Annotated in this window: 10 protein-coding genes; all 10 read right to left on the bottom strand. The window is 32.9% G+C overall.

The window, feature by feature from the left end; translation table 11 throughout:
- Positions 1 to 67: 67 nt before the first annotated feature.
- The 10 genes from gyrB to CLU81_RS19700 all read right to left on the bottom strand — a co-directional run bounded on the left by gyrB (position 68) and on the right by CLU81_RS19700 (position 18047).
- Positions 68 to 2008, bottom strand: a complete 1941-nt coding sequence (gyrB, locus tag CLU81_RS19755) for a DNA topoisomerase (ATP-hydrolyzing) subunit B (protein WP_099711362.1) — start codon at positions 2006 to 2008, stop codon at positions 68 to 70.
- A 344-nt stretch (positions 2009 to 2352) separates the two neighbouring features.
- On the bottom strand, positions 2353 to 5088 hold the full coding sequence (locus CLU81_RS19745; RefSeq protein WP_099711360.1) for a pitrilysin family protein: 2736 nt from the start codon (positions 5086 to 5088) through the stop codon (positions 2353 to 2355).
- 224 nt (positions 5089 to 5312) lie between these two features.
- Positions 5313 to 6929 (bottom strand): asparagine synthase B, encoded by a 1617-nt coding sequence (gene asnB, locus CLU81_RS19740; protein WP_099711359.1) that lies wholly within the window; start codon positions 6927 to 6929, stop codon positions 5313 to 5315.
- 306 nt (positions 6930 to 7235) lie between these two features.
- Positions 7236 to 8912: an asparagine synthase B gene (asnB, locus tag CLU81_RS19735; RefSeq protein ID WP_099711358.1), complete on the bottom strand. Its 1677-nt coding sequence runs from the start codon at positions 8910 to 8912 to the stop codon at positions 7236 to 7238.
- Between the two features lie 449 nt (positions 8913 to 9361).
- On the bottom strand, positions 9362 to 10930 hold the full coding sequence (locus CLU81_RS19730; RefSeq protein WP_099711357.1) for a hypothetical protein: 1569 nt from the start codon (positions 10928 to 10930) through the stop codon (positions 9362 to 9364).
- A 21-nt stretch (positions 10931 to 10951) separates the two neighbouring features.
- Positions 10952 to 11401, bottom strand: a complete 450-nt coding sequence (locus CLU81_RS19725) for a hypothetical protein (RefSeq protein WP_099711356.1) — start codon at positions 11399 to 11401, stop codon at positions 10952 to 10954.
- Between the two features lie 65 nt (positions 11402 to 11466).
- Positions 11467 to 11997, bottom strand: a complete 531-nt coding sequence (locus CLU81_RS19720) for a GNAT family N-acetyltransferase (RefSeq protein ID WP_099711355.1) — start codon at positions 11995 to 11997, stop codon at positions 11467 to 11469.
- A 179-nt stretch (positions 11998 to 12176) separates the two neighbouring features.
- The gene (locus CLU81_RS19715) at positions 12177 to 13913 is read right to left on the bottom strand and encodes a TonB-dependent receptor (RefSeq protein ID WP_099711354.1); all 1737 of its coding nucleotides are present in this window, start codon (positions 13911 to 13913) and stop codon (positions 12177 to 12179) included.
- A gap of 166 nt (positions 13914 to 14079) precedes the next feature.
- On the bottom strand, positions 14080 to 14943 hold the full coding sequence (locus tag CLU81_RS19705) for a PhzF family phenazine biosynthesis protein (protein ID WP_099711353.1): 864 nt from the start codon (positions 14941 to 14943) through the stop codon (positions 14080 to 14082).
- An 89-nt stretch (positions 14944 to 15032) separates the two neighbouring features.
- Positions 15033 to 18047, bottom strand: coding sequence for a tetratricopeptide repeat protein (locus tag CLU81_RS19700; RefSeq protein WP_099711352.1), 3015 nt, complete (start codon positions 18045 to 18047; stop codon positions 15033 to 15035).
- Positions 18048 to 18314: the final 267 nt, after the last annotated feature.

Raw genomic sequence — 18314 nt, 5'->3', positions numbered from 1 at the left:
AAATAAACAATTCGTTTAATTGTTTAGTAAATTTAAACAATTAAACGAATTGTAGTGTTAAATTTTATTATGCATCGATATTTGCGTAAACTGCATTTTTCTCGATAAATTCTCGACGTGGCGGTACCTCATCTCCCATTAACATTGAGAAAACTCTATCAGCTTCTGCCAAACTATCAATTGTTACCTGACGTAATGTTCTGAAACTTGGATCCATTGTAGTTTCCCATAATTGCTCCGCGTTCATCTCTCCAAGACCTTTATAACGTTGAATAGCAGCACTTCCTCCCATTCTCTCGTTTGCCTGATCACGTTGAACATCATTCCATGCATATTCTTTCTTGTTTCCTTTTTTAACTAAGTATAAAGGTGGCGCTGCGATATAAACGTGACCTTCTTCGATTAATTCTTTCATGAAACGGAAGAAGAACGTTAATATTAAGGTAGAAATGTGACTACCATCGACATCGGCATCACACATGATGATTACTTTATGATATCTTAGTTTTTCAAGATTTAAGGCTTTACTGTCTTCTGCTGTACCAACGGTAACTCCTAATGCAGTAAAGATGTTACGAATCTCTTCGTTTTCGAATACTTTATGGTGCATCGCTTTCTCAACGTTCAAAATCTTACCACGTAATGGTAAAATCGCCTGAAAGTTACGATCACGACCTTGTTTTGCTGTTCCACCAGCCGAATCTCCCTCGACAAGGTAAACCTCACATCTTGCAGGATCCTGCTCAGAACAATCAGAAAGTTTTCCTGGCAATCCACCGCCACCCATAACGGTTTTACGTTGTACCATTTCACGTGCTTTCTTCGCAGCGTGACGGGCTTGAGCAGCCAAAATTACTTTTTGGATAATGATTCTCGCATCATTTGGATTTTCTTCCAAATAATTCTCTAACATTTCTCCAACAGCCTGAGAAACCGGAGAAACTACTTCTCTGTTTCCTAATTTTGTTTTGGTTTGTCCTTCAAATTGTGGTTCTGCAACTTTTACCGAAATAATAGCTGTTAATCCTTCACGGAAGTCATCTCCTGCAATTTCGAATTTCAACTTATCCAACATTCCGGATGCATCAGCGTATTTTTTAAGGGTTCTTGTCAAACCACTTCTAAAACCTTGTAAATGCGTTCCTCCTTCGTGTGTATTAATATTATTTACATAAGAGAAAATATTCTCTGTATAACTTGTATTATAGATCAAAGCAACCTCAACCGGGATTTCACCTTTTTCGTGATCCATGCTGATTACGTGAGAAATAATTGGCTCACGGTTACCATCTAAATAACGAATGTATTCTTTAAGACCTTCGTCAGAATGAAATACTTCGCTTTTAAATTCACCTTTTTCATCAACTTCTCTTTTGTCTGTAAACGTGATTGTGATTCCTTTGTTTAAGAAAGAAAGCTCACGCATACGAGCTGATAAAGTATCATAAGAGAATTCTATTGTTTGAGTAAAAATAGTATCATCAGGATAAAAAGTCTGACGTGTACCTCTTTTATCTGTTTCTCCAATTTGTTTAACCGGATATAATGATTTTCCTCTTTCGTATTCTTGTTCGTAGATTTTACCGTCTCTAAAAACAGTAGATTTCATATGCACAGAAAGCGCATTTACAACAGAAACCCCAACACCGTGTAAACCTCCGGAAACTTTATAAGAATCTTTATCAAATTTACCTCCGGCACCAATCTTAGTCATTACTACCTCAAGCGCCGAAACACCTTCTTTTTTATGTAAATCAACTGGAATACCACGACCGTTATCTTCAACTGTTACCGAACCGTCTTCATTTATTGCAACGCCAATGGTATCGCAATGTCCTCCCATCGCCTCATCAATAGAGTTATCAACAACCTCATAAACCAAATGATGTAGACCTCGAACCCCCACATCTCCAATATACATCGATGGACGCATTCTTACGTGCTCCATTCCTTCTAATGCCTGAATACTATCTGCTGAATAATTGTTCTTCTTGATTTCTTCGCTCATATAATTTATTCTAAAAAATGTAATTATTGTCTAACACGCAAATATATAAAAACGCAAATTATATATCAGTTAAAATACCATTTAAAGCACTTAAGTTATCAACACAATTGTCTGAAAAAGCAAAAAATAAATCCCAAATTCCAAAAATTAGCCTCTTTTAAAAATAAAATCGAAAAAATCTTCATTTTTTCAAATTCCAACCCCGAAGCTTCGACATAAATTCCAAATTCCAAAAACTTCAGATCATGCAAAAAAAATCCGAAATAACAATTTAATGTCATTTCGGATTTTATAATTCCTCCCAAATTGGAATTTGGAGTTTATAATATTTGAATTTTCACTATTTATGATTTCTTATTAAAATCTCCTGCATAAACAGAAGTCATTTTTTCTAAGCTTAAATACTTTTTCAAAACAGCATTTACTTCTTCAACTTTTAATGCTTTAACTTTGTTTTCCAAGTCATCATAATCTTCCAAAGGAATTCCGTATTGCAAATAAGTGTTTACAAGACTCATTAAAGTATCATCAGCACCCAATCTTGTTTTTCTTTCATTCAGCCAACTAACCAGGTTTGATTTTAGTTCATCAGCTGTAAAACCATCTTTCAATGCTTTTGCAATTTCCTCTTTTGTAGCGGTTTCAACAGCCTTCTTTTTAGTTGGATTTAAAAAAGCATAATACGACCATGAAGCAACATCACTTGTAATAGGCACATCAATAAATGAACCTGCTCCGTAACTTATCCCTTCTTTTTCTCTCAATCTCATCGGAATTCTTGCACTTAAAAAACCTCCGCTTCCTAAAATTTCATTAGCCATTACAAATGCAGGATAATCTGCACTGCTTCTTGTCATTTTAAAACCAATTCTACCAAGCGCAACTGCATTTTCTTTATCCGGAGTTATAAAATCCTTATCCGATACTTTTGTTTCAAAATAAGTAGGTTTAGCTAATTCATATTTCGATTTTGAATTCCATTTCCCAAAAGTATTTTCTAAAATCTCAACTGTAGATTTTCCTTCTAAATCTCCTACTACACTTCCAATACCATTATTTCCTCCAAGAATGTTTTTATAAAAATCTACAATTTCAGTTTGCTTGATTTTTTTAAATGCATCAATCTGCTCCTGAAGTGTTGGTGTATAAAAAATACTTCCTTTAGGATAATTTGTCGTTTGTCTTGAAAGTTCCGTAAAAGCAACTGATTGCGGATCATTAAGATTTCCTTCTAAATAAGTATTGTATTCGCTAATTGTCTTTGTTAATTCATTTTCCGGAAAAGTAGAATTAACAAGCAAATCACCCAAAATCTCCATTACTTCTTTAAAATTTTCTTTATAAGTATTTACACTTACTGATAAAGTTTGTCCTGAAAAATTAAAATAAATACTTGATTTTAATAGATCTAAACGATCGCTAATTTGTTCTTTAGTTCTGGTTTTTGTCCCTGTTTTTAATAACTGAGCCAAAATTCCTCCAGTATCTGATTTTCCAGTTAAATCCTTTTCATTACTTACAGGAAACTTAAAATTAGCCTGAACCTTTCCGCCTTTTATTTCTTTTTTGATCAAGCCATATTTTACGCCATTGCTTAATTTACCTTCTACAAAATTTTGTTTCAAATTCTTGATAGAAGCTTCAAATGCAGCAGTTTCTTTTTCTAAAGCTTTTCCTTTATAATCTTTCGTTAAAGCCACAATTTGATCGTCTGTATATTCAACAGGTTTCACTCTTTGCTCATCTTTAGACGGAATAAAAATTCCAACCGTTCTATTATTACTTCTGAAATATTTATCTGCAACTCTTTGAATATCTTCTTTAGTCAGATTTTCAACTGCATCTCTGTACAGAAAACCTAATCTGTAATCTCCGGCTCCAACAATCTCAGTAAGATTTATTGCAAATGAAATAGTATTGTTTTTTATAGCATCAAGTTGTTTTATGATTTTTGCTTTTGCTCTCGTTACATCTTCATCAGTATATTTAGTCGTTCCTATTTTATCCAACTCTGTTCTAACTAAATCTTTACTCGCTTTAATATCTTTATCATTCGGAACTGCAACTCCAAAATAAATATAACTCGCATCTCTTGTTGTTGGCTGCCAATAATAAATACTAGACACTTTTTGAGTCTCTATTAATGACTTGTATAAATATCCGGATGGATCCGAAGTTAAAATCTCGCCCAAAGCATCAATTGCAGCATAATCCTTATCTACATAAGCCGCTGTGTGATACAAAGCACCAATGTTTTTACTGTCTCCGGCTCTGTTTAGCTCAACATATTTTTCACCATCTTGTGCAGGTTCAACCGTATAAGTTTTATCCAAAACTCTTTTTGGTTTTGGAATAGCCCCAAAATATTGTCCAACATATTGTAAAGCTTTTTGCTCATCAAACTTACCCGCAATTATCAAAGTTGAATTGTCTGGCTGATAATATTTTTCATAAAAAACTCTCAGCGTATTCGCTTTTACTCTTTCTATATCTTCTTTACTTCCAATAGTACTTTTTCCGTAATTGTGCCACAAATAAGCCGACGAAAGTATTCTTTCCTGTAAAACGCGATCAGGATTATTCTCTCCAATCTCAAATTCGTTTCTTACCACAGAAAACTCTTTTGATAAATCCTCTTGCAAAATAGTCGCGTTTATCATACGATCCGCTTCCATTTCGATACTCCATTTTAGATTTTCATCACTTGATGGAAAAACCTCGTAGTAGTTAGTTCGGTCAAGCCAAGTTGTTCCGTTTGCATTTCCACCTTTATCAGAAAGCATTTTTTTAATATCACCTAGATTTTTGGTACTTTTAAAAAGCATATGTTCCAACAAGTGCGCCATACCTTTCTCGCCATAACCTTCATTTCTCGATCCTACATTGTAAACAATATTTACAACCATATTGCTTTGAGAAGCATCCGGAATCAAAAGGACTTTAAGTCCATTATTTAAAGAATATTCCTTAACACCTTCAACATTTTTAATGTACTTGGGCGCAACAGGTTTTTGTGCATAAACTGAACTCACTGAAGCTAATGAGCAGCAAAGAATTCCACTTAATAATAAGTTTCTCATAGATTTTAGTTAAAGGATTAGTTAATTTCTGGTAACCAAATATAATATTTTTCCTAAACACGATATATAAATATTAACTTACTTTTAGTAATTTACGGGAAACCTCAAGTTCAAAACTAAATTCATAAAAAAAATCCGAAACGAACATTTAGAATGTTCCCTTCGGATCTTATATTATTTAATTCAAATTGCGATTTGAATTTTATGTATTGAATTTTAAAATACTAAACCGCTACTCCTGATTTTGCAGTTTCAAAATTTCCTTCTAAGTGTGCAGCATTTGCTCTTCCACTCGGATCTTGATTTTCCTGCCATTTCGGAATCCATTTTCGAACCGTTTGTGCAGCGCTAATTTGCGGATAATATTTATGAAAAATAGATCTGTATAAATAAGCTTCTTTTGTTGTTGGAGAATTATAAGCAAATTCAACACTTGCTCCCGCCAATTGCTCGTCTGTAACCTGACATGAACAATGCTCGATTAATTCGTCAATCCAATTATATCCAACTCCATCCGAAAATTGTTCTTTTTGACGCCATAAAATATCAGCTGGCAAATATGGATTTTCAGGCGTGTCAAATGCTTTTCTTAAAATGTATTTTTCGACACCGTCATATTTTTTCGGTTGCTTTTCTTCTGGTCTAATGCGAATAGTAGTATCCAAAAATGCAGTATCCAAAAACGGAACCCTTGTTTCTATTCCGTTTGCCATTGTTGATTTATCGGCACGCAATAAATCTGCTGTAAATAATTTTTGAACCCTTTCGATAGTTTCCTTCTGAAATTCTTCCGTCGAAGGTGCATTTCTAAAATACAAATGTCCTCCAAAAATTTCATCAGCTCCTTCTCCCGAAAGAATCGCTTTAATTCCTTTTTCAGCAATAGCTTTAGACAATAAATACATTGGAACACTGGCTCTAACCGAAATTATATCATAAGTTTCAATATGATAAATTATTTTCTCTAAAAGCCCAATTCCGTCTTCAATCGAAAAATGAACCTCATGATGTTCAGTACCTAAAAATTCAGCTGCTTTTCTTGCCGCTTTTGCATCAGGCGCATCAACATCTAAACCAATTGAAAAAGTCTGTAGTTTTTTTCCGCTGTCAGCCAATAAACGAGAAGCAATTGCAGCGATCAAAGAAGAATCCAAACCTCCCGAAAGCAATACGCCAACTGGTACTTCGCTCATTAAACGTTTACGAACAGCTTCAGTAAAGGTATCTCTGATTAAATCTAAATTAAGTTCTTCAACAGCATTTTCATAATCCTCATATGCCGGTTGATAATACTTTACAAACCCTTTTTTTGGCGTATAATAATGTCCTGGAGGAAAAGTTGAGAATGTTTTACACTGATCAGCGATTGGTTTCATTTCAGACGAAAAATAAATTCTTCCTCTTTCATCCAAACCATAATATAAAGGTTTCACCCCAATAGGGTCGCGTCCTGCAATATAGTTGTCGCCATCTACTACCACAAAAGCGAAATCGCCATCAAGCATATTGCAAAAATCATTTCCAAATTCTTCATACAAATGCACAATTACTTCCGAATCTGATTTTGTTCTAAAGGTATGATTCTTAAGAACCGTATCTTTTAATTCCTGATAATTATAGATTTCTCCATCATGAACCATCCAGGCTTTTTTAGTTCCCTGAATAGGTTGTTTTCCAGACTTCAAATCAATAATTGACAAACTTTCATGACTAATTATGCTGCCATTTTCCATAATTTGCAAATCACTTTCATCAGGACCACGATGCGACATTCTTTTAGAAAGCTCTTTTACGAGTTGCGGGTCTTTTCCTTTACCAATAACGGCTAATAATCCAGACATACTATTCTATTTTTTATTTATTCTGTTTTCAGGTCATGCCCCAAATAACATGTACCGGGTATAAAATCACTGTAATTTGCAGAAAACTGAAAATTAAATCCTACTTTATTTCGATAACTTCTTTATAATCAAACTAGATTTTTTCTATTTCGACGAATGTCAAATATAAAAAAGTTAAGTTAAATAATTGCCGAAAAATATTTTTAAGTGACTGAAATTATATAATTTAACAATTTAAGACAAGAAAAACGTCCTCATAAGAGAACGTTCTTCTACAATATATAACTAATTCTAATAATTCAATTTTTATGCTTTAGCGTAAGCGTCGTCATGAACACTTGCTACAGCTCTTCCAGATGGGTCGTTCATGTTTTTGAAAGCTTCATCCCACTCCAAAGCAATTTTTGTACTACAAGCCACACTTGCTTCCTGAGGTACACATAATGCTGCTGCATCACTTGGAAAATGCTCTGCAAAGATCGAACGATAGTAATATTCTTCTTTAGAAGTTGGTGTTTGCAATGGGAATTTATATTTCGCATTTGCCAATTGTTCATCTGAAACTTCTTTGGCTACCACTTCTTTCAAAGTATCAATCCAGCTATATCCTACTCCGTCAGAGAATTGTTCTTTTTGTCTCCATGCTACACTTTCAGGCAACATATCTTCGAATGCTTTACGAACAACCCATTTTTCCATTGGATGTTCTTTGTTGATCATTTTATCTTGTGGATTGATTCTCATCGCCACATCCATAAATTCTTTATCAAGGAACGGAACACGACCTTCAATTCCCCATGCAGCCAAACTTTTGTTTGCACGTAAACAATCGTACATGTGTAGTTTACCTAATTTACGAACGTTTTCTTCGTGAAATTCTCTTGCATTTGGTGCTTTATGGAAATATAAATATCCTCCAAACAACTCATCAGCACCTTCACCAGAAAGAACCATTTTGATTCCCATTGATTTAATAACTCTCGCCATTAACCACATTGGAGTCGAAGCTCTAACCGTAGTTACATCATAAGTTTCTAAGTTGTAAATTACATCACGAACCGCATCTAAACCTTCCTGAATAGTAAATTTAATTTCGTGGTGAATCGTTCCGATATGTTTTGCTACAATTTGAGCTGCTGCTAAATCCGGAGAACCATCTAATCCTACTGAAAAAGAATGTAATTGCGGATACCAAGCATCTGTTGTATCATCTGACTCAATACGTTTTTGCGCAAATTTTTTGGCTACAGCCGAAGTAATAGACGAATCTAAACCTCCGGAAAGTAAAACTCCATAAGGAACATCACTCATTAATTGTCTGTGAACCGCCGCTTCTAAAGCTTCTTTAATTGCAGGAATACTTGTTTCGTTATCTTTTACTGCATCATATTCAGTCCAGTCTCTTTTGTACCATTGTACAAATTTACCGTCTTTGCTAGTCATATAATGTCCCGGAGGAAACAATTGGATTTTTGTACAATATCCTTCTAAAGCTTTCAATTCAGAAGCTACATAAAAAGTCCCGTGTTGATCCCAACCAATATATAATGGAATAATTCCCATATGGTCACGAGCAATAAAATACTCATCTTTCTCTACATCATAAATTGCAAATCCAAAGATTCCGTTCATTTCATCTACAAAATGAGGCCCTTTTTCTTTGTAAAGTGCCAAGATAACTTCGCAGTCACTTTCAGTTTGAAAGTTATATTTTCCAGCAAATTGTTTACGCAATTCTCTGTGGTTGTAAATTTCACCATTTGCAGCCAAAACCATTTTTTTATCTTCTGTAAATAAAGGTTGTTTTCCTGAAGCTGGATCTACAATCGCCAAACGCTCGTGAGAAAGAATTGCTTTATCATTACTATAAATCCCGCTCCAGTCTGGTCCACGGTGACGAATGATTTTAGACATTTCTAATACTTGAGGTCTTAATGTTTCGGCTTTTTGTTTTAGATCAAAGGCACATACGATTCCACACATAACTATATATTTTTTATTTAAATTTTATTTTGATAGGGCAAAGATGCATTAATGGTTATAATTGAAAAACATAAAATACAATTTTAGTTATAATTTAAAACCATAAATTTGTTTTTACATATAAAATGTAAAATTTTAACACTAAAAAAAGCTTCAAACTTGAAAATTTCAATTTCCAGCTTAAACAAAGCACAAAACGCAAGGTTTCAAGCAGATCTTTGAATTAAATCTTATGATATTAAAAAATTATTGAAAAATTCTTAAAGAGAAGAATAAATGTGATTGAAGAATTATTGTTTTTGTCAATTTTATCATTCCGAGGAACGAGGAATCTTCACAAGAAACTCGACAAAGATTAGCGATTTTTCTAAACGCAATAAACCCGATAGTCCCGAAGCCTCGGAATTAAAATCTGTCGGGTTTACAGTAGAAAACTTTTAAAAAGAATATTAATATTCAAAAACAATCTTAGAAGAAATATATTCCGGCATCTTAGAAACTGCCACTTTCAATTTAGATTGATTAATTTTTTTTGCATTTTCATCTTTCAAACTATAAGTATAATTATCAAATAAATAATACATCATTACTCTATTAAAATCATCTAAATTACTATCAGCAATCATATCCAATATACTTTTTTCAACTAGTTCTGGATTTGCACTTTCAGAAAGCGCGCGCCCTACCCTATTAATACTTGAAAAGTAATGATTTTTAGATGGATTTTCTATTCTTAAAGATATTCCTAAAATTAGATCTAAAACATTAATATCCAAAACTTCTATTTCTTTTATATATGTATCTCGCGCGCCCTGAGCGTAGCTTCCATCGCTTACTCTATCGAAACGATCATTCATTATATTGAGATGAGATCTAAGAAAAATTTCCCATTTTGTAGTTTCGGCAGAAAGCATCGCAATATTTAATGCATGTATTCTTGGACTATCATCCATACTACAGCCACCAATAACTCGTCTATTTCTCTTTAGTTCCAGTTCATCAGCTTTACTAATATATCGACCAACATATTCTTCAAATTCATCATCCGAAGTCTTATTAATTTTAGCTTCTGCCAATGCTTCATTTAACATTAAATCAAAATTTTTATCTACCACTCTTAAAGAATCCACTCGAGTTAACTTAAGCGATTCCCATTTTTGCAAATCCGTTTGATAAATATCATACTCCTTTTCTGCCAGCTCTTTGTCGACAATATATTTTTTATTCTTTTTCTTAGATTTATTATCAAAAGCCATTTCATCAAAACCATAGATAAGCGAAAGTTTCACTTCACTAAAAGTTGGTTTTTTTAAAGTTTTTTCAACATATTCTTCAAATTTTCTACTTTTATTTGGCAAAGTATCCATATATCTTACACCTGAATCTTTTGCATTATCATAAAAAACCTGTGCTGTTGTATCAATCAAACAATCAGCATATTGAATTAATTTAGCATATTTATCTGAAATTGCTTTTGTTTCAAAATCTTCAATAAAATAAAAAGCATCTAAAGATTCTTTCGAGTAATTCGTCTTTTCATTAAATTCAAAAACCCATTTTCCTTTAAAATTATTTTTATACGACTCAATCTCTTTTTGCTTCAAATCAATCCTTTCGCTTTGGCTTTTGCCTAATTCTAAACTTGAAAAACGCACACTTTCAATATCCTCATGATTAGTATAATGAGATTTTAACACCACCAAATTTTCAACAAAAGTAGCTTTTGGATATTTCGATTTAAATTCTAAATACGAGATATTGTTTTCTAAATCTTTTTTAGCCTTTAAAACATCCGATTTTTCTAATCTAATAAAATTGGCTTTTGCCTGCGCGCATGAAAGAAATTTTTTATTGAACTCACATACTTTAAATTTCAAATTCAAAGAATCGACAATATGTTTAAGTTTCCCTACAGAATTTTCAGAATAAATTAAACCATTATCATAAACTTTAAATTCGGTATTCTGAGCACTTAAACTAGCACAAATTAAAATTATTAAAAGGAAAAACTTTTTCATAAATTCTTTTTTATTAATTAACTACAAAACACTCTCAATAGTATAATGCGTCTTATTAATTTCAAATTTAAACCCAACTTTATTCCCCATTAAATGAGAACCCAATGGAGATTGTGGAGAAAGTGCAATAACATTTGTGCCATCTACAGCAATTTTAGGAAGCGCCACACTTACATATAAATAAATTCCGTTGGCTTTTACCAAACTGCCGGAAATGATATTTTCAGTTGTTTTTGAAGCATCAATTTTATCTAAAATCGCTTTTTGAGTAATCGCTTCCTTTAATTTATTCGTTAGTTTTTCCTGCTCGATATGCATCATCGACAAAGCCGTTTCGTGCTTATCGCCAGCCGAACCTTTAGCATCGTTTTTAGAGTCTTCGGTCAAAGCCGAAATCATGTCTCTAAAAACATCTATTCGGTCCTGAACCATTTGCAAGTAATGAGAATGTATTTTTTGTTTGAATTCCATTTTTTTTAAGGTACTGAGGTTCTAAGTTACAAAGGTGCAAAGGTTTTTCTTCTTTGTATAATTTATTATTCGAAAAATGCACTTGGATAAACTACTCTCCCTTTTACGCCAGACAATCCGTTTTCATTTAAAGCAATCACCATACAATTTTCAGCAGGAACATCAAAAGGCATTTCGATTCCATATTTATTAGTCAATTCATAACCAAATCTTGGATAATAATCCTGATGTCCTAATAGTATAATTGATTTATAACCCAACTCTTTCGCTACTTTGTGACTGTATAATATCAATTTTGAGCCAATTCCTTTTCCTTGAAATTCCGGCAATACAGAAACTGGTGCCAAAGCCAGAGATCCAAAAGATTTCGTATCATTTTTGATTTCGAGTTTCGTCAATAAAATATGTCCGACGATTTCATTTTCCACTTCGGCAACAATAGATAATTCCGGAATAAAAGCATCCGATTTTCGTAATCTCTCTACCAAAAACTGCTCTTTATGATCACTATATTCTTCGTTTTCAAAAGCTTTTTCAATTAACTGAAAAATACTTTTGTAATCCTTTTCATTTTCTTGTCTGAGTTTAATTTCCATTTTTTTTATTTTAGTATTAAACTTGATTTAACCGCAAAGTACGCAAAAGTTTTTATCCTGAATCGTGCTTATCAAACGCAAAGTTCGCAAAGCTTTGTATTGAACTAGCTTTGCGAACTTTGTGTTTTATGTACATAACGCCAGAAAAAAATCTTTGCGTGCTTTGCGGTTAAAAACCTTTAAAAATCGAATTTATAATTTCCTCCCACTAAAACCTGAAATCCTTGTACAGGATAATTCAACCATTTTTCGTAAGCCTGATTTCCAATATTATTAAGCTTCAGGAAAAACGTCAAACGCTCATTATATTTAAATCCTACGTGCGCATTGGCATCAAAATAGCTTTTTAGCGTTGTAACAACCGGATCAACTCCAGAATTTAAATTCGATTGCATATCCTTACGTTCTCCAACAAAGAAAACATTCAAACCAGCGTACCATTGTTTTGTAATATTTACATCAAGATTTGAACTCAATTTCATCGAAGGTAAATTCCATGCTTCCAAACCGTCAAATTTGTAACTATTAAAAGTTCCGTTGATTCCAAAAGAAACATTTTGAGAAAAATCAGCTTTTAATTCTCCGTAAAAACGAAACGTTCTCACATCATCATAAACAACTCCAAAAGAGTTTCCGTAAGCGTAATTTTGATTAGCAAAATCTTCTGTATAATCATTGCTTTTAAACAAAGCCTTATCTTTTTCGTTCAAGTAAGAACCCGTTAAATTATAGCTTACATTGTTTGCTAATTTCCCTTTTAAACCAGCAAAAACAGTATATTGATTACTTGTTGGTCTCATGTTTAAAGTTGGTGATAAAAACGGATTTTCCGTTACAAAATCAGCATAAGAATTTTGATTTAAAGCACCATAAACTCCCGTATAGAAAATCATCAAATCGCCCACTAATTTATAAGAAGCATTTACTTTTGGATAAATATAAAACTTGTTTCCACTGTTTTCAGAATCCAAACCATAATACAATCCAGCCCCTAATTCTAAAGTCCAGTCGTTTTCATGAATTACAAAACTTGGCTCAATTCCAAAATTAGTCAAGCTGTATTTTAAACGTTCAGTATTATTTTCGAAAGATCCGCTTACGTGATCAATAATCACATTCGTATTTATCGATTGATCCATAACATCTACTTTGAAAGTCGGTTTTAGATAAAAACGATTTTCTGAAGAAGAAAAACTATCTGAAAAATGCGTGAATTTTGTTGCTATTTTACTAAAAATCCCTTCATTAAATTCAATATTCCCACCTAAAGCAATTGTATTATAAGAGTGATTCGGATTAATTCCTCTAATTAAATCTTCTTGTTGCGCCGGCGGTAAAGTCATACCAAAATCAGCTGGCAAACCATACCAATTATACAATTGATTTTGATATCCCAAATTAACATTCCAGGACATATCGCGGTTGTTTACGCCGTAACCAACATTTAGCGCTGTATCATAAAATTCGTCATTTAAATCTACGCCGCTAATTCCGCCCTGAGAAGAATGATGGCGAAACATTCCCGCCACATAATCATTATTTCCTAAATCCTGATTTACGAATAATTCAGCATTCAAAGTCCCATAATTCCCAACTCCCAAAGTCGCGTAATTATTAAACAATTTTTCTTTTTTAGCTTTATCCACACCTTGCGCATTTCCTTTTGAAGGCGTAAAAGTTGAAGCCACCGGAACTGACAAAATACTGTATTTTATAGTTTCTTTAGGTTGATTTCCTGAATCGTCAAGCGAAGGAGTTTCTTTCACTTTAAATGCATCTGAAATTGTTGGCGAATACGGTTTTACCACATTCACGGTTTCTGTACCAATGCTCTCATTTTTCTTCTGTGAAAACGAAAGCTGGACAACAAACAATAGTAGTAAAACAATGATTTTATTCTGGCAATTAATCTTCATATATTTTCTTTTTAAGAGTATAGAGAAAAGAGTATAGAAAATAGACTTATGCTATTTCTTAATTCTTAAACTCAAACTCTTTGTTCTGTTCTATATTCTAAAATCTATTCTCTTTATTCTATTCTCTTTATTCTATTCTCTTTATTCTAGCTTCTTTCTTCTAAAACTAAGCTTCCCACTCCCCTTTTGCAACAAACTGAGCTTTTCCTCCTATTTTTATATCAAAGTCATTTTCATTTAAACTTCCTTTAAAATAAATCTGAGACGGACGATCAATATAATCTCCCTGATAATTAATCAGATCAATTTCAGGTTTATGATATTTTAAAAGAAAAGCTTGTAAACAAGTACTAGCGCTTCCTGTTGCAGCATCTTCCACCAATTGATTGTGTTCTATGCACAACATTCGGCTAAATAATTTCGAACCTTCCAAGTAATAAAAGTATAAACCTCTATGATCTGTTTTGCAATTCTTTTTCAGCCAATCATCCGTTTTATCTTTGTCTAAAACCAGATTTTCCAAGGCTCTTTTACTACTTAATCCAACCATTACAAAGGCACTTCCGGTTGTTACTTCCTGAATTGGAAATTGATTTTCGAAATCGTGATTTTTTAGATTACTGAAAACACCAAAATCTTCTTTCGAAAAAATATCCCAGAATTTTGGTTGCGCGGCTTTAAGCCAAATCAACTCTTCTGTTTTATGAATTGCAATTGGTCCAATCGGAACATTCAATTTTATGTTTTCAGGCGAATTCTCAAACACTTTATTCATCAAAACCCACGAAGTTCCAATTATCGGATGACCCGCAAATTGCATTTCATGCGCTGGCGTAAAAATTTTAATCTCTGCTTTATTATTTTCTAAATCCAGTTTTGTAATAAAAGTACTTTCAGCAAAATTAATTTCACGTGCAATCTGCTGCATTTGTTCTTTACTCAAATTTTCGGCATCTAAAAAAACCGCCAATTGATTTCCGGCATATTTTTTATCAGCAAAAACATCGATTATATAAAAAGGTAAATTCATAACTTGTAAAATGTGTTTTGTGAGATGTAAAATGTGTTTTTCGTTAAATTTCTTTGTACAGATAACATTTTACTTCTCACTAATAAAAACTATTTATTAATCGAAGAATTCGTTTTTGATTCCTCCAACTTAATTGCACTTAACTCTGTTTTAGCTTCTTCGACAACATCCGGATAATCTGTAAAGTTGTTGATTACGTTATCCAAAATGTAAGTTGCCTGATAGCTGTCTTTTAATCCGTAGAAGTTTTTCGCCATCAAAACCAAACTCTTCGCTCCATAATATTTATAAGCCGAATAATTTTTGGCCAACTTCTGAACTGAAACATTCGAAGCATCAAACTTGCCTTCTTTCGTTTTAAAATAAGCATCATAATACAACGCTTCAGCCGCTAATTCTCCTTTTGATGTTGCTGATAATTTTGCGTAAGCAGCTTTTGCTTTAGCTTCGTCACCAGTTTGCATTGCAGCACGCGCTACGATAATTTGTGCATCAGATTTTACATTTGCATCTGCTTTTGCGTTTTGCAACACTTTATCTGCGTACACAACCGAATTGTCGTAATCTTTTTTGTCGTAATAACATTTCATCAAATTAGCTTGTGCAAAGCTTTTATTCTGAGGAAAATCGGCTTCATTTTCTAAACGTACCAAAACCGGAATCGATTTGTCGCAATCTTTTGCTTTTAAGAAAATTTGCCCCAAACGCGTTAACGCTTGTTCTGTAAATTCACTTCTTGGCTGATCAATTACGTATTGATAATTAGAAGTTGATTTTGTTTCTGAACCTTCTGCAAAATACAATTGTGCCAAATAAAAATTAGCTTCAAGCGCATGAAGTCCTGACGAAAATTTAGTGATATAACCTGCAAAACCAGTAATTGCCTGTTTGCTGTTATTTTGACTGTATTGTTTGAAAGCAGCATCATAAGTATCATTATCCAATTCAGCATCTGTAACCGAAACAAAGTCCAGCGTACGAACCCAAGTTGCATATTCATCTACTTTTCCGGAATCAACATAAATCAATCTCGCTGTAGAAACTGCTTCTAAAGCTTCTGGAGTTTTTGGAAATTCTGCCGCTACTTTTTTGAATTTAACCAAAGCCTGATCATCACGATCTGAGTTGTAATAAATCAAACCTTGTCTCAAAATTGATTTCGATGTAAAAGAACCGTTTTTATATTCAGAGATTAACTGATCGTAAGTTTTAAGCGCCTGATCATTTTTCTTTTCAGCTACATAAGTATTTCCTAATTCGAATAAAGCATCATCACGATATTCTGATTTTTTATACATCTGAAGAAAATTATTCAGCTCATCAATTTTCTTGTCATTCTTAGACATAAAACCATACGAAATTGCTTTTTGGAATTGAGCATAATCCGCATCAACACCTTTTGCTTCGATCGCTTTTGCATAAGCTTCGTTTGCAGCACTATATTTTGCACTCACAAAACGGCAATCTCCCAAACGTAAATACGAATCATTCAAACGAACTTTATCTTCTTTTGCATTATCAATTTGTGCCTGAAAAGAATTTCCTGCTGAATCGTATTCTTTCAATTTAAAATAAGTGTAACCAATATTGTAATTGATGTTTTTATATTCGTCAGTAGTTTTGGCTGCAGCCAAACCAGCAAACTGTTTGTAACTCAATAAAGCATTCTGAAAATCATCTGAAAGATATTCCGTTTCTGCTTTCCAGAAAGTAGCGCGTGCTGTAAATTCAGGTGTTTTTTGTTCGCTTATAGCGCTTTTGAACATCTTTCCGGCTTCTTGATAATTTGATTCATTATACAATTCTAAACCTCTGTAAAAAAGTACTTTTTGATATGCCGCTTTATTTTCTGCAGATCTGTTTTTCTCTAATAAAACCAAAGCTTCTTTGTAGTTTTTAGTCGAAATATAAGAATCAACCAATAATTTTTCTACTTCAGATCTACTAGAATTGTTTGGATATTTTTTTAAGAAATCAAGCAAAATTCCCGGAACAGTTTGATAAGCGTTTCCGATATCATAACTCACTTTAGCATAATTTAAAGCTGCATCTTCTTGAATTTGTGCATTAAAATCCATTTCCGAAGCATTTTTAAAAGCATTCAGCGCTTCTTGTTTTTTCCCCGTATTTAGATAACTTAAACCTAAATGATAATACGCATTTTGAGCTACGAAATCTTTTCCTTCAATGATTTTATTGAATTGAGAAATTGCTTTTTCATAGTCTTTCTGCTCATAATAAGCATATCCTAATTGGTAAAAATCCGTATTATTCCACTTTCCTTTTTTACCTGCATATTGCTCTAAAAACGGAATCGCTTTGCCGTATTGTTTTAAATTAAAATAGCTTTCTCCAATAATTTTATTCAATTCCGATTTTTCAATGGCGTTAGATTTAGACATTGCAGTTTGTCCCAAATCGATTGCTTTTTGGAAATTTCCTAATTTGAAATTCATATCGGCCTGATAATACGAAAGCTTTTCTTTGTATTTTTCTTCGCCCGAAACTTCATCAAAATACTTAGTTGCTTCTTTATAATCATCGCCTTCATAAGCCATAAATCCTAGATAATATTTGGCTTGAGAACCAAATTCAGGAGAATTTACTACTTTATTAAAATACGTTGTAGCTTCTTTTTTCTTTTTGGCATTGAAATAACTGTATCCTTTTTGGAAATTAAATTTATCCGAATCAGATTTGCTCATATAACTTTCATCCACTTTGTCAAACCATTGCAACGCTTTTGGATAATTTCCCTGTTCAAAGAAAAACTGAGCAACTTCGACATAAGCCTGATTTTGTTTTGTACTTGTTGGATAATCTTCAACAAATTTTTCCATCAAAGCATCAGCATTTGCTTTATTGGTTCTAATGGCGCAATTGGCGATGTAATAAGCACAATCTGACTGAACTTCTTCGGTCGTTGCGTTGTTTTTTACATATTCAAAAATAAGTTGAGCCGACGCATATTGTTTGTCATTGTATAAAGCCAGTGCTTTGTCAAAAGTCTTTAAATCGTAAGTATATATAGCTGATTTTTGTGCCGAAACTATGGTCGAAATAAGAATTATAGGGAGTAAAAAGAACCAGGAAAGTCTACGCATTTTAATTATATTTAGTATTCAAATGTATCATTTTATAACGTTTATAACGAAACGATTCAAGCATTTATTATGAACAAAAATATAACTTCGCATATTCTACAACTCCTGAAATGCCATTTTTCAACCATATAAGTGATATAAGTAATTATAAGCTAGGTGTTTTTCTCATTTAGTTATTACTCTAAACTCATATAAGCTTTATTAAATAAAAAACTTCGTTGCACCATTTACTAAAATGAACTTATATGACTTATATGGTTTCAATTT

The sequence above is a fragment of the Flavobacterium sp. 9 genome, assembly GCF_002754195.1.
GTDB lineage: Bacteria > Bacteroidota > Bacteroidia > Flavobacteriales > Flavobacteriaceae > Flavobacterium.
This window is presented reverse-complemented; position numbering and strand designations above follow the sequence as displayed.